The following is a 13,278-nucleotide window of genomic DNA, read 5'->3' on the forward strand; positions in this document are numbered from 1 at the left end:
GAAGTTGCCCGCAAGTATGATAATAGTGCCACAAATAGGCTGAATGAATCAAGATAGGGCTTATAATGTAAAGTAGAAAAGGTGAACGACATGAACACACAGTACCAGAATTTTGGAGAGTTCCTTCAAAGGAAACGCACAGAGAAACAAATCACGCTCCGCAAAATGGCGGAAATGATAGGGATCACTGCGCCCTATCTGACCGACATTGAGAAGGACCGCCGCAATCCTCCCGAAATGGAGAAGCTGGAGCTGATTTCCCAAATTCTCATGCTGAACGACGAGGATAAAACTACGATGTATGATCTGGCCGGCAAGAAGAGAAACTCTGTTGCCCCAGACCTGCCTGACTATATCATGGAACACGACTATGTGTCCGCTGCGCTTCGCACGGCACGTGACCTTGATGCAAGCGAGGCTGACTGGTTGAAGTTCGTCGAGGAGCTCCGGCAGCGAAAGGGGTAATTTATAAAGATGTACACTCCCTCTCTTCGAGTGAAGAACAACGGCGTACCGATTTTGAGCAAAGCCGAGATCGATGCCATCGGAGAGCGTTTCGTACAGGATTTTCAGCCGGAAGTCCTCACGAACCCCTCTCCCGTGGACATCGAAGGGTTTATTGAATTCTATCTCGGAATGACGCCGGATTATCAATATTTGTCCCACAATGGCGTGTACCTTGGGATGACTGTATTTAACGACACCAATAAGGTGCCGGTTTTTGACCCTGCCACAAATCGGGCGGAGTACATCAGTGCCAAGGCCCGTACCGTCATCATCGACAACCGCCTTCTGGATGAGAGCCAACGGCATCGTTACCGCTTTACGCTCGGACATGAGGGTGGGCATGACATCTTCCATTCCGGCTATTTCTCGTATAACCCCGACCAGGTATCCATTTTTGACGATGAGCTCATCGCCCCCATGATACAGTGCCGGGTCGACAATGGCATGACAAATAAATCGGACACTCGCAAATGGGACGACCATGACTGGATGGAATGGCAGGCCAACCATCTGTCCGCTGCCGTTTTGATGCCGAAGTGTTCGGTGGATCTGCTGGCACGATCCTGCAAGGACAAGCTCAAAACCCCTACATCCCGTGCGATACTGATCGCTAAAATGTCTGACTGCTTCGATGTTTCCATCCAGGCGGCGACAAACAGGCTCAAAGACCTCGGTTACATCAAAACCAACGATACGACCGATTATTCCTACGCTTCTGCCATCATGGATTTTGCAGGCGTGGTCGGTTCTTGAGCGTCCATATCGAAAACTACAGCGGGTTTTACCGCCCGCTGTGTTTTTTTACAGCAAGCGTTAGCAAGTTTGCTAACAAGATAACACTAAGGAGGTGGTGCCTATGACTACAGCAAGAAAGGAGGACCCCGATGGTAGCGTACCGAGATTGTAAGGGACATCTCGTCTGCATGGCGGATGCCCAGACAGGGATCGTTGAGATCCAGCACAAAGACCGTGCGGTAAGAATGACCGTGCCTGTGGGCGACAGCTTCACAGTGACACTGCGAGATACCGAAACGGTTATGACGCGAATCAGCACCAGGGCTTTCCAAGTGGAAAGCCACGCTCGTGCAGCGTAATGCACACAAAGTAAAGATCATCCGCAGAGCTGCAAGACGGCCAGGATTTAGCCTCCCCTTCGTGGGGTGCGCTATGTCCCGGCCGTCTTTTGTTTTTCTCGAAGGTCTGAAAAACCTTATATACCCTTGGGGCAAGTAGCCCTACCAAATTTAATCTCAAAGCCTTGAGATGCGCATTAGAGGCGGCGGGATACATAGAGAACCGAAAACCCCACAGGGATTTTTTGAACTCGATGTACCCACCGTGCTTTGCCATGCCTTCTTGTAGGTGTTGTCTGCCGGTGAGTCCGTCGTGACCACCGGCTCTTTTTGTGTCCCGGCCGCTCGGTGCCGCCTCAAGCGGAAAGGACACATTATGAAAATCAAATACGCATTCTTGGACGGAACAGTGACGGAGGTCGAGGTTTCTGACGAAATCGGTGCCGTCATCATCGACAGCCGTAAGGCGGAGCACGCGCAGGACGAGCGTCATCGCTACCATTGCTACTCCTACGACGCCATCGACTACGAGGGCGAGGAGTACGGTGCTCGCGACGAATACGCCATAGAGGATGATTCGGCAGAACAGACCGCTCGTATCCGAGAAGCCTTCTCGCATTTGACCGCCACCCAGCAGCGCCGGCTTCGGCTGTACGCAAACGGTAAGACCCTGCGGGAAATCGCTGCCATCGAAGAGGCCAGCTTTCAGTCTGTTTCCGAGTCCATCGAGGCAGGCAGAAAAAAGTTTTTGAAAATTTTCTGCCAGACACCCTGACAAATCCCCGATTTTTCTGGGTACACCGGAAGGCAACAAAATACAAGCCCTCCGGAAAGGACGGTAACCCCGTATGAGACACAACTTGAATATCCGTGTTTCAGACAAGCCCAAAAACGGTGGTGTAGTTGCTTGCAGAACGGTCAGCATCCGTGAAAAGCTCTTCACCCTGCTCCTGGGTCCCAAGCAGAAGGTCATGGTCGTGGTTCCCGGCAACACGGTCGAGTCCATTGCCATCACCGAAGTTCCGATGGGAGGTGGCACACATGAGTAAGGTCAAGCTCCTGCTCGATGTGGTCGAGGATCTTCGCTCCCTGGCGGACAGCGTTCAGGCTGTGGCAGATGCCATGCTGCAGAACGAACCGACTGTCGATGCAGAGCCGAAGGCACCCGCACCTGCTCCCCAAAAGGAACTGACGCTGGAAGAAGTCCGAGCAGTTCTCGGTGAAAAGAGCCGAGCCGGATTCACGGCCGAGATCCAGGCGCTCCTCAAAAAGTACGGCGCTCCGAAGCTCTCCGGCATCGACCCCAAGCACTATGAGGCGCTGCTCAAAGATGTGGAGGTGCTGAAGGATGCCACCTAATCGTCACGCAGTCCTCTCGGCATCTTCCTCTCACCGCTGGCTTCACTGCAATCCCTCCGCTCGATTGGAATTAGAGTTTGAGGACAGAGAAACGGAAGCCGCAGCCGAAGGCACCGCCGCTCATGCGCTGGCGGAACACAAGCTCCGCAAAGCTCTGAAGATGCGCTCCACCCGCCCGGTCAGCAAGTACGACTCCGACGAAATGGAACTGTACACGGACGGTTATGTGGAATTCGTTCTGGAAGCCTTCGAGGAGGCCCGGCAGGATTGCCCGGACCCAAAGGTGCTCATTGAGCAGCGGCTGGACTTCTCCTGCTATGTGCCGGACGGTTTCGGGACCGGCGACTGCCTCATCGTGGCGGACAAGCTCCTCCACATTATTGACCTCAAATACGGTCAAGGTGTGCTGGTAAATGCCGAAGAAAATCCACAGATGATGCTGTATGCCCTCGGCGCACTCCGCATCTTCGATTGCCTTTACGACATTGAGACGGTTTCCATGACCATCTACCAGCCCCGCCGGGAGAATGTCAGCACCTGGGTCATTTCAGTCACCGACCTTCGGGAATGGGCGGAAAAGACGCTGAAACCCAAGGCAGAGCTTGCCTTCAAGGGCGAAGGCGACTATTGCCCCGGTACGTGGTGCCAATTCTGCAAGGCGGCGGTCAAGTGCCGTGCCAGAGCCGATGCCAAGCTCCAACTTGCCAAATACGAGTTTGCCCAGCCGCCTCTGCTTTCCGATGCGGAGATCGGCGACATTCTCGGCAAGCTGGATGATCTCACCAAATGGGCGAATGAGCTCATGGCCTACGCCCAGGACGCAGCGGTCAACCACGGAAAACAGTGGCCCGGCTACAAGCTGGTGGAGAGCCGCACCAATCGCAAGTACACCGACGAGGATGCCGTTGTCGCTGCTGCCCGTGCGGCCGGGTATACCGACATCTTCAAGAAGTCCCTCATTCCCATCACCGAGATGGAGAAGCTCATGGGCAAAAAGACCTTTGCCGAGGTGCTCGGCAGTCTGGTCGTCAAGCCCAAAGGAAAGCCGACGCTCGTTCCCGCATCCGACCGGCGTCCGGCTATTACGACCACGGGTGCAAAACAAGACTTTACCGACTATAAAGGAGAACTGTAATTATGGCTAACAAGATGAATTCGACCAAAGTTGTGACCGGCGTTGTCCGCCTGTCCTACGCAAACGTGTGGGAGCCTGCCTCTATTAACGGCAGCAACCCCAAGTATTCCGTGTCCCTCATTATTCCGAAATCCGATAAGCAGACCCTCGACGCCATCAACGCCGCCGTGGACGCTGCCATCAAGGAGGGCGCCGCCAAGTTTGGTGGGAAGATCCCCAACAAGGCGGCTCTGAAGCTCCCGCTCCGTGACGGCGATACCGAGCGTGACGATGAAGCCTACAAGAACAGCTTCTTCGTAAACGCCAACAGCACCACCGCGCCCCAGATCGTGGACCGCAGCGTCCAGCCGATCCTCGACCGCTCCGAGGTGTATTCCGGCTGCTACGCCAGAGTGTCCGTAAACTTCTACGCCTTCAATTCCAATGGCAACCGCGGCATCGCCTGTGGCCTCGGCAACATCCAGAAGGTTCGTGACGGTGAGCCTCTCGGCGGTAAGTCCTCTGCGGCTGACGATTTCGCCACCGACCTGGACGACGACTTCCTGTCCTGAGAAAGGAGTGCAACACAATGGAACTGATTCAGAACATCCTGGTAACCGCCCTCCTTGGCATCTGGGCCTGCCTCAGCATCGGCTTCTTCGTTTGGTTGATGCAGGGCATCAGCAATGACCACAAGCGTGAAAAGCGTGAGAAGGAACAGGCTTCCCGTGACCTGGAATACCACGAGAAGCGCATGAAGGAATTGAAGTAACCCCAGACGGCTCTGTGGGTGGCAGAAATTGACCTCTGCCACCCATATTCCGTAGGAAGGAATGCGTATGAAAACACTTAGCATCGATATTGAGACCTTCTCCTCTGAGAACCTCACCAAATGCGGCGTGTACCACTATGCCGAAGCCCCAGATTTCGAGGTACTGCTTTTCGGCTACTCAGCAGACGGTGCTCCGGTGAAGGTCGTGGATCTGACTGCCGGAGAAACGATTCCTGCCGATGTCCGCTCTGCGCTGACCGACCCTGCCGTGACCAAATGGGCGTTCAACGCACAATTCGAGCGTGTGTGTCTGTCCCGCTATCTTGGATACCCAACCGGACAATATCTCGACCCGTCCTCCTGGCACTGCACGATGGTCTGGGCGGCAACACTGGGTCTGCCGCTTTCCTTGGAAGGTGTCGGCGCTGTGCTGGGCCTCGAAAAGCAGAAACTCAAAGAAGGCAAAGACCTCATTCGGTATTTCTGCACCCCGGCAAAAGCAAGAGACGGTTCGCCCATTCGACATTATCCGACAGATGCACCGGAGAAATGGTCACTTTTCAAAGCCTACAACCTTCGGGATGTGGAAACGGAAATGTCCATTCAGCAGAAGCTCTCCAAGTTCCCGGTCACGGAATCCGAGTGGCGTAACTACACCCTCGACCAGCAGATCAATGACCGGGGCATCATGCTCGACCGTACCCTCGTCACCCAGGCGATTCGCTGTGATGAACGCTTCAAGCGGACGCACATGGAGCAGGCCCGCTCCGTCACCGGCTTGGATAATCCGAACAGTCCGGTGCAACTCAAGGCGTGGCTCACCGAAAAAGGTATGGAGGTTGATTCGCTCTCCAAAGCCGCCGTGGCGGATATGCTCGAAAAGGCGGACGGTGAAGTGGAGCTGGCGCTCTCCCTGCGGCAGGAGCTTGCCAAGAGCAGCGTCAAGAAATACACCGCCATGCAGACGGTGGTCGGTTCGGATGACCGTGCCAGAGGATTGATTCAGTTTTATGGTGCCAACCGCACCGGCCGCTATGCCGGTCGGCTCATCCAGGTGCAGAACCTGCCGCAGAACCATCTTCCGGATCTGGATACTGCACGGGCACTGGTCCGCAGCGGCAATACGGATGCCGTGGAAATGCTCTATGCCTCCGTGCCGCTGGTACTGTCCGAGCTTATCCGCACCGCTTTTGTGCCGAGACCCGGCTGCCGCTTTTATGTGGCCGACTTCTCCGCCATCGAGGCGAGAGTCATCGCATGGATCGCCGGAGAGCATTGGCGGCAGGAGGTTTTTGCAAAGGGTGGCGACATTTACTGCGCTTCCGCTTCGCAGATGTTCCATGTCCCCGTAGAAAAGCACGGCGTGAACGGGCATCTGCGACAGAAAGGCAAAATTGCCGAGCTGGCTCTGGGCTACGGCGGCTCTGTGGGTGCGCTGAAAGCAATGGGCGCACTGAACTACGGCTTGCAGGAAGAAGAGCTGAAACCGCTGGTGGATGCGTGGCGTCTGTCCAATCCTCACATCACAAAGTTCTGGTGGGATGTGGACAAAGCAGCTTCCACCTGCGTCCGAGAGCGAACTGCCACAGAAACACACGGCATTCGCTTCTATTATCAGAGCGGCATGATGTTCGTGGTGCTGCCTTCCGGCAGACGGCTCGTGTATGTGAAGCCGAAAATGGGTCTGAACCGCTTCGGCAATGAGTCTGTGACCTACGAAGGCATCGGCGAACAGAAAAAGTGGCTGCGCCTGGAAAGCTACGGCCCCAAGTTCGTGGAGAACATCGTCCAGGCGACGGCGAGGGACATCCTTGCGGAAGCTATGCTCCGGCTGAATGCTGCCGGGTACCGCATCGTCATGCACGTCCACGATGAAGCGGTCATCGAAGCGCCGCCGGATACTTCTTTGGAGAATATCTGCTCCGTCATGGGGCAAACGCCCACTTGGGCATCGGGGCTTCTGCTCCGGGCAGACGGCTATGTCTGCGATTTTTATAAGAAAGACTGAGGTGACCCAAATGGGAGTCAATAAATTTAATTGCGAGGGGTATTACGATCCCACTGCCTACGAGGCACTGACGAAAATTGAGAAAGAAGCAAAGGCACTTCGAGCCTTCCGTCCTGTGGTGTATATCTGCTCTCCGCTGGCCGGGGATATGTTGAAGAACCAGGAGAACGCCCGTACTTACTGCCGCTTCGCCGTGGAAGCCGGGTGCGTACCCATCGCACCGCACATCTATTTCACCCAATTCATGAATGACAATGACCGCAGGGAGCGTGACTTGGCACTGTTCATGGACATCGTCCTACTCTCCAAATGCGCCGAGCTGTGGGTGTTTGGAGAAAAAATCACCAGCGGCATGAGCATCGAGATCGAGAAAGCAAAACGAAAAGGTCAGCTTATCCGTTACTTTACCGAAAACTGTGAGGAGGTACACAGATGAAGATCGCAGTCGGCAATAGCCGCATGGATAAAAAGTGGAAGAATCAGGACATCTCCTGGGCGGATCTCTGCGCCCGCTGCGGCAGCACCATCCGCACCACCGAAACGGTCGAAGAATACCGCAAGCTGAAAAAGGGTCAGCAGGACGGCATCAAGGATGTGGGCGGTTTTGTCGGAGGGCATCTCCGGGAAGGTCGCCGCAAAAACGGCATGGTGCTGTGCCGCTCTCTGCTCACGCTGGATATGGACTACGGCACCCCGGATATCTGGGATGAAATTACGCTGTTCCACGATTTCAAGTGCTGCGTCTATTCCACCCATAAACACACGCCGGAGCATCCCCGCCTTCGTTTGCTCATTCCGCTGAAGCGGGAAATCAGTGAGGAGGAATATCCGGCAGTCGCCCGCATGGTGGCAAAGGAGATCGGTATCGACCTATTTGACGATACCACTTACGAGGCATCCCGGCTCATGTACTGGCCTTCCACCTCCTCTAACGGCGAGTTTTTCTACAAGGTGCAGGACGGTGCAGAGCTTGACCCGGATGAGTACCTTTCCCACTACGATGATTGGCACGACGCCTCCACCTGGCCGGTTTCCAGCCGCCAGTCCGAGGTGATGCAGCACAGTATCGCCCAGCAGGCCGACCCGCTGACAAAGCCGGGTGTGGTGGGCGCTTTCTGCCGAGCCTATACCGTGGAGGAAGCCATCGATGCCTTTCTCTCGGAAGTGTATGCGCCGTCTGCGATGAACGGCCGTTACGACTATATCCCCGCCGATTCGTCTGCCGGTGTCATCGTCTACGATGGCAAGTTCGCATACAGCCACCATGCCACCGACCCGGTCTGCGGTCGGCTGCTGAATGCTTTTGACCTGGTGCGACTGCACCGCTTCCGTGACCTGGACGATAAGTGCGCCCCGGATACCGCACCCGGCAAACTGCCGTCCTTCCAAGCAATGTCGGATTTTGCCCTCAAGGACGAGAAAGTCAAAGCGGTCTTTGCCGAGGAACGCAAAGCCCAGGCAAACGAGGAGTTCTCCGACGAGGACTGGCAGAAAGCCTTGGAGCTGGACAAGGCCGGCAAGGTGAAAAACACGCTGCAGAACCTCACCGTGATCCTCATGAACGACCCGCTTCTGAAACCGCTGGTGTTCAATCAGCTTCTGGACGGCATGGAGATCAAGGGCGATGTGCCTTGGCGGCACCCCTCGAAATTCTGGCGGGATGCGGATGATGCCCAGCTTATCAGCTATGTGGATTCCCACTACGGCACCTTTTCTGCAAGAAACTATGACATCGCCGTGGCGAAGGTCACGGACGACCGCTCCTACCATCCCATTCGGGAGTTCATTGAAAATCTGCCGGAGTGGGACAAGGTTCCCCGTGTGGATACGCTGCTCATCGACTACCTCGGTGCGGACGATAACGAATATGTCCGTGCCGTCACCCGGAAAACGCTCTGCGCCGCCATCAAGCGTGTGCTGTATCCCGGCTGTAAATTTGACTCCATGCTGGTGCTGAACGGTCCCCAGGGTGTCGGTAAAAGCACCCTTATCGCCAAGCTGGCCGGAGAGTGGTTTTCGGACAGTCTGAACCTGGGCGACACCAAGGATAAGACCGCTGCAGAGAAATTGCAGGGGTACTGGATCTTGGAGATCGGCGAACTGGCAGGTCTGAAGAAGGCCGAGGTGGAAACGCTGCGTTCCTTCCTCTCCCGTCAGAACGACATTTACCGTGCGGCATTCGGCAAACGGGCGACGCCGCATCTGCGCCAGTGCGTGTTCTTCGGCACCACCAATGCCGAGTCCGGCTATCTCCGGGACACTACCGGAAACCGCCGCTTCTGGCCGGTCAAGACGCCGGGTACTGGCATCAAGCACTCCTGGGATCTGACCCCGGAGCTGATCTGCCAGATCTGGGCGGAAACGCTGGTGTATGTGAAACAGGGCGAGAAGCTCTATCTGAGCGCCGAATTGGAAGCTCTGTCGAAGGCAGAACAGCGGGAGGCAATGGAGTCCGATGAGCGTGAAGGGCTTGTCCGTCTGTATCTCGACACGCTGCTCCCGGAGGATTGGGACGGCATGGACATCTTCGAGCGCCGCAATTTCCTCACCGGCAGCGACTTCGGCGACACCCAAAAGCATGGTACGGTCAAGCGCACCCAGGTGTCCAACATGGAGATTTGGTGCGAGTGCTTCGGCAAGGAACGTGCCAATATCCGCAGAACGGACAGCAACGAGCTGACCGCCATCCTTGCCCGTCTTGGCTGGAAGCGGCTGGACAGCAAGGTGCGTATCCCGCTCTACGGTCCGCAGTACGTCTTTGTTCCCAAGGAGTGTTCCTAATGAAAATGACTGTACCCGACATTCTTCGGAACAGGTTCCGGGGAGAAGCATACCCGCTCGGCACATTTATGGGAACACCTCATGGGAACGGCGGCAGCCCCATAAGTACCAAAGAAAACAGGCGGTCTTGTTCCTGTGTTCCTAACCTTTCTTATATATCGAAAGAAGAAATAAAGAGCAACAAGCACGCAATACCCGCATTTGCGCACGTAAAAGACTTTTCGGGTTTTGAGAACACAGGAGGTCAGTATGCGTGAGAAAACGATAGAAGCAAAGCTGGTGCAGACCGTTCGTTCAATGGGCGGTCTTGCACTGAAATTTACAAGTCCAGGTTTCGATGGAGTGCCTGACCGTCTGGTGCTCCTGCCCGGCGGCAGAATCGCCTTCATTGAGTTGAAAGCACCGGGCAAAACACTCCGCCCTCTGCAAGTAAGGCGAAAAAGGCAGTTAGAAGCACTCGGCTTTTCGGTGTACTGCATTGACGGAGTAGAACAGATTGGAGGGATACTCAGTGAAATACAGTCCTCATGACTACCAGGCGTATGCCACGAACTTCATCCTGGAGCATCCAATCTCCGCTGTATTCCTCGACATGGGTCTTGGTAAGAGCATCATCACGCTTTCCGCCATCTTCGACCTTTGCCTCGACAGTTTTCTGGTTCGCAAGGTGCTGGTCATCGCTCCGTTGCGTGTCGCCAGAGATACATGGCCTGCGGAGATCCACAAGTGGGATCATCTGCATGGGCTGACCTACTCGGTGGCTGTCGGTACAGAAGCAGAGCGCAAGGCGGCACTCCGTCAGCGGGTCAGCGTGTACATCATCAACCGGGAGAATGTCCAGTGGCTCATTGAGGAGAGCGGCATCCCTTTCGACTACGACATGGTGGTCATCGATGAGCTGTCCTCCTTCAAGAGCTATCAGGCAAAGCGGTTCAGAACTCTTCTGAAAGTCCGTCCCGGCATCAAGCGCATCGTGGGCCTGACCGGCACGCCAAGCAGCAACGGTCTTATGGATCTGTGGGCGGAGTTTCGTATCCTCGATATGGGCAAGCGGCTCGGTCGGTTCATCACCCATTACCGCAACACCTTCTTCCGTCCGGACAAGCGCAACGGACAGGTGGTGTTCAGCTACAAGCCGCTGCCCGGTGCGGAGGAACAGATCTACGATGCCATCTCCGACATCACCATCTCCATGAAAGCCGTCGACCATTTGGATATGCCGGAGTGCGTTCATAATGACGCCATTGTGACGCTATCCGAAACAGAGCGCAAAGCCTACGATGCCATGAAACAAGACCTGGTTATCTCGCTGAAAGGCGAAGAAATCGATGCCGGGAACGCCGCAGCGCTTGCGAATAAGCTCTCCCAGATGGCAAACGGAGCAGTCTACGGAGAGGACAAGCGTGTGTTTCAGATACACGACCGCAAGCTGGATATGCTGGAGGATCTCATCGAAGCCGCAAACGGGAAACCCGTCCTTGTGGCGTACTGGTTCAAGCACGACCTGGAGCGCATCTCCGAGCGGCTCCACAAACGACACATCCCGTTCAGTCTGCTTGACGATTCCGACAGCATCCGCAGATGGAACAGCGGTGAGCTGCCCGTGGCACTCATCCACCCGGCTTCTGCCGGTCATGGGCTGAACCTGCAGGCAGGCGGCTCGACCCTCATCTGGTTTGGGCTGACCTGGTCGCTGGAGCTTTACCAGCAGACCAACGCCCGACTGTGGCGACAGGGACAGACCGCCGATACCGTGGTCATTCATCACATCATTGCAAAAGACACCATCGACGAGCGCATCATGACTGCGCTCCGAAAAAAAGAAAAGACCCAGACTGCACTCATTGATGCGGTCAAGGTCAACTTGGAGGGATGAGAATGGAAACCTGTTATACAAACCTCGCAAACGCTATTATTCTGGCGGCAGCGAAAGACCATCGCCGTGCGCTGCGCCGTTTGAAGAAATACCCCTGGGACAAGGATGCCGAATCCGTCAGGAAGGATTGTGAGCGGTTCTTCCGCTCCGGCTGGTTTCAGACGCTAACTTCTCTGGACGGTGAGGTGCTGATCGAAAAACTCCACCGGGAGGTGTACGGCGTATGACGGCAAAGGAATATCTCAGTCAGGCATACCGCCTCGACCAGCGTATCGATTCCAACATTGCGGAAATCACCCGCCTGCGGGAAATGGCCTGCGGTATCTCCTCGCCGTCCTGGGAGGAAAAAGTGCAGACCTCTCGCAACACGGATGCGCCCTTCGTGCGGTGCCTGGAAAAGATCATGGACCTTGAAAAAGTGGTCAACAATGAGATCGACACCCTCGTTGACTTGAAGCGGCAGATCCGCACGACTGTTGACACCGTCATCAATGTCAATGAGCGAATGGTCCTCCGCTACCGCTACATCCACAACATGACCTGGGAGCAGATCGGCGGAGAGTTGAACGCAGACGAAAGTACCATTCGCAGATGGCATAAGGCAGCTCTTTCGGCAGTGGTTTTACCCACCGACCCGATTCGGATCTGAAAGATGCCGGAAATACCCGCCTTTGTCGGTAGATGCCCACCTCGACATTATGATATGATATAATCAGCGAAAAAGAATCGAGGACAGCCTCATGGGAGCAATCCCGTGGGGCTTTTCTTATGCCCAAGGAGGTGAAACGATGCCGAAGAAACCGTTGCGACCCTGCTCTCATCCCGGCTGCCCCAACCTCTGTGAAGGACAGTTTTGTGAACAGCACCGTGTGGAGGAACGCCGCAGGTACGACAAATACGAGCGCAGCTCCGATGTCAACCGCAAGTACGGCAGAGCGTGGAAACGCATTCGTGACCGCTATGCGGCAGAGCATCCACTCTGTGAGATGTGCCTCAAGGAAGGTCGGTTAACTCCGGTACAGGAGGTTCACCACATCCTGCCCGTTTCCAAAGGCGGTACTCACGCAAGGGACAATCTGATGAGCCTTTGCCAGTCCTGCCACACCAAGATCCACCACGACCTCGGCGACCGGTAGGGGGATGAAAATCTTCGGGACCTTTTCGGTCGGGCAACGGCCCGGGGTCACGTGTGCGAAAAAGGCGAAATCAAAAGGGTAATTAAGGGAGGTGAACTCGGATGCCCACAAAATCGAATAACACAGGCGGACGCGGCGGCGCAAGACCCGGTGCGGGAAGGAAGAAATCCGCAGTCAAGGACAAAGCCGTAAACGGAAATCCCGGCGGCAGAAAACTTGAAGTGCTGGACATTCCCGAAGTCGAGGGTGTTGAAATGCCAAAGCCCCATGATTTTCTCTCCGCCGAGCAGCGGGACGGCAGCGTCCTGCAGGCACAGGAAATTTACACGGAAACCTGGCGGTGGCTCAAAGGCATCGGTTGCGCCGCAAAGGTGTCGCCGCAGCTTTTGGAGCGCTACGCCATGTGTTCCGCTCGTTGGGTGCAGTGCGAGGAAATGACCAACCGCATGGGTTTCCTCTCCAAGCACCCCACCACGGGAAAGCCGATCCCGTCTCCGTTTATCAACATCGGCATCAACTACATGAACCAGGCGGTTCGGCTCTGGAATGAGATCTTCCAGATCGTGAAAGAAAACTGCAGCACGGAATACGGCGAGTCTACGCCGCAGGATGACCTGATGGAACGCCTGCTCCGTGCGAGAAAGGGGTAACA

At 55.5% G+C, this 13,278-nt stretch carries 18 protein-coding genes; all 18 read left to right on the plus strand.

Annotated elements, in window-relative coordinates; all coding sequences use genetic code 11:
- Nucleotides 1-90: 90 nt before the first annotated feature.
- The 18 genes from ACLU24_RS10090 to ACLU24_RS10175 all read left to right on the plus strand — a co-directional run bounded on the left by ACLU24_RS10090 (nt 91) and on the right by ACLU24_RS10175 (nt 13,276).
- Complete coding sequence (locus ACLU24_RS10090) at nt 91-465, plus strand: helix-turn-helix domain-containing protein (RefSeq protein WP_177472926.1); 375 nt, start codon at nt 91-93, stop codon at nt 463-465.
- A gap of 54 nt (nt 466-519) precedes the next feature.
- Nucleotides 520-1,260, plus strand: a complete 741-nt coding sequence (locus ACLU24_RS10095) for an ImmA/IrrE family metallo-endopeptidase (protein WP_303792083.1) — start codon at nt 520-522, stop codon at nt 1,258-1,260.
- A 696-nt stretch (nt 1,261-1,956) separates the two neighbouring features.
- A complete protein-coding gene (locus ACLU24_RS10100; protein ID WP_303792080.1) occupies nt 1,957-2,355 on the plus strand; it encodes a hypothetical protein in 399 nt (132 codons plus the stop codon).
- A gap of 73 nt (nt 2,356-2,428) precedes the next feature.
- Entirely contained in the window at nt 2,429-2,629 is a 201-nt protein-coding gene (locus ACLU24_RS10105) for a hypothetical protein (RefSeq protein ID WP_303792079.1), read from the plus strand.
- On the plus strand, nt 2,622-2,939 hold the full coding sequence (locus ACLU24_RS10110; protein WP_303792078.1) for an rRNA biogenesis protein rrp5: 318 nt from the start codon (nt 2,622-2,624) through the stop codon (nt 2,937-2,939). Before ACLU24_RS10105 ends, ACLU24_RS10110 begins: the two co-directional genes overlap by 8 nt.
- Complete coding sequence (locus tag ACLU24_RS10115) at nt 2,929-4,074, plus strand: DUF2800 domain-containing protein (RefSeq protein WP_303792076.1); 1,146 nt, start codon at nt 2,929-2,931, stop codon at nt 4,072-4,074. Before ACLU24_RS10110 ends, ACLU24_RS10115 begins: the two co-directional genes overlap by 11 nt.
- Before the next feature lie 2 nt (nt 4,075-4,076).
- On the plus strand, nt 4,077-4,625 hold the full coding sequence (locus tag ACLU24_RS10120) for a DUF2815 family protein (RefSeq protein ID WP_303792074.1): 549 nt from the start codon (nt 4,077-4,079) through the stop codon (nt 4,623-4,625).
- 17 nt (nt 4,626-4,642) lie between these two features.
- Nucleotides 4,643-4,825, plus strand: coding sequence for a hypothetical protein (locus ACLU24_RS10125; protein ID WP_303792072.1), 183 nt, complete (start codon nt 4,643-4,645; stop codon nt 4,823-4,825).
- A 67-nt stretch (nt 4,826-4,892) separates the two neighbouring features.
- Nucleotides 4,893-6,833 (plus strand): DNA polymerase, encoded by a 1,941-nt coding sequence (locus ACLU24_RS10130; RefSeq protein WP_303792070.1) that lies wholly within the window; start codon nt 4,893-4,895, stop codon nt 6,831-6,833.
- A 10-nt stretch (nt 6,834-6,843) separates the two neighbouring features.
- The gene (locus ACLU24_RS10135) at nt 6,844-7,269 is read left to right on the plus strand and encodes a DUF7768 domain-containing protein (RefSeq protein ID WP_303792069.1); all 426 of its coding nucleotides are present in this window, start codon (nt 6,844-6,846) and stop codon (nt 7,267-7,269) included.
- Nucleotides 7,266-9,614, plus strand: coding sequence for a virulence-associated E family protein (locus ACLU24_RS10140; RefSeq protein WP_303792067.1), 2,349 nt, complete (start codon nt 7,266-7,268; stop codon nt 9,612-9,614). The genes ACLU24_RS10135 and ACLU24_RS10140 overlap by 4 nt, the downstream gene beginning before the upstream one ends.
- Nucleotides 9,614-9,871 (plus strand): hypothetical protein, encoded by a 258-nt coding sequence (locus ACLU24_RS10145; RefSeq protein WP_303792065.1) that lies wholly within the window; start codon nt 9,614-9,616, stop codon nt 9,869-9,871. The genes ACLU24_RS10140 and ACLU24_RS10145 overlap by 1 nt, the downstream gene beginning before the upstream one ends.
- Nucleotides 9,864-10,145, plus strand: a complete 282-nt coding sequence (locus tag ACLU24_RS10150) for a VRR-NUC domain-containing protein (protein ID WP_303792108.1) — start codon at nt 9,864-9,866, stop codon at nt 10,143-10,145. The genes ACLU24_RS10145 and ACLU24_RS10150 overlap by 8 nt, the downstream gene beginning before the upstream one ends.
- Nucleotides 10,126-11,490: a DEAD/DEAH box helicase gene (locus tag ACLU24_RS10155; protein WP_303792064.1), complete on the plus strand. Its 1,365-nt coding sequence runs from the start codon at nt 10,126-10,128 to the stop codon at nt 11,488-11,490. The genes ACLU24_RS10150 and ACLU24_RS10155 overlap by 20 nt, the downstream gene beginning before the upstream one ends.
- Before the next feature lie 2 nt (nt 11,491-11,492).
- A complete protein-coding gene (locus ACLU24_RS10160; protein WP_022127130.1) occupies nt 11,493-11,717 on the plus strand; it encodes a hypothetical protein in 225 nt (74 codons plus the stop codon).
- On the plus strand, nt 11,714-12,139 hold the full coding sequence (locus tag ACLU24_RS10165; protein WP_303792060.1) for a DUF1492 domain-containing protein: 426 nt from the start codon (nt 11,714-11,716) through the stop codon (nt 12,137-12,139). Before ACLU24_RS10160 ends, ACLU24_RS10165 begins: the two co-directional genes overlap by 4 nt.
- Before the next feature lie 139 nt (nt 12,140-12,278).
- The gene (locus ACLU24_RS10170) at nt 12,279-12,626 is read left to right on the plus strand and encodes an HNH endonuclease (RefSeq protein WP_099322178.1); all 348 of its coding nucleotides are present in this window, start codon (nt 12,279-12,281) and stop codon (nt 12,624-12,626) included.
- Nucleotides 12,627-12,727: 101 nt separating this feature from the next.
- Complete coding sequence (locus ACLU24_RS10175) at nt 12,728-13,276, plus strand: terminase (protein ID WP_303792057.1); 549 nt, start codon at nt 12,728-12,730, stop codon at nt 13,274-13,276.
- The last annotated feature ends 2 nt before the right edge of the window (nt 13,277-13,278 follow it).

It is taken from the genome of Pseudoruminococcus sp., assembly GCF_047012705.1.
Lineage (GTDB): Bacteria > Bacillota > Clostridia > Oscillospirales > Acutalibacteraceae > Pseudoruminococcus.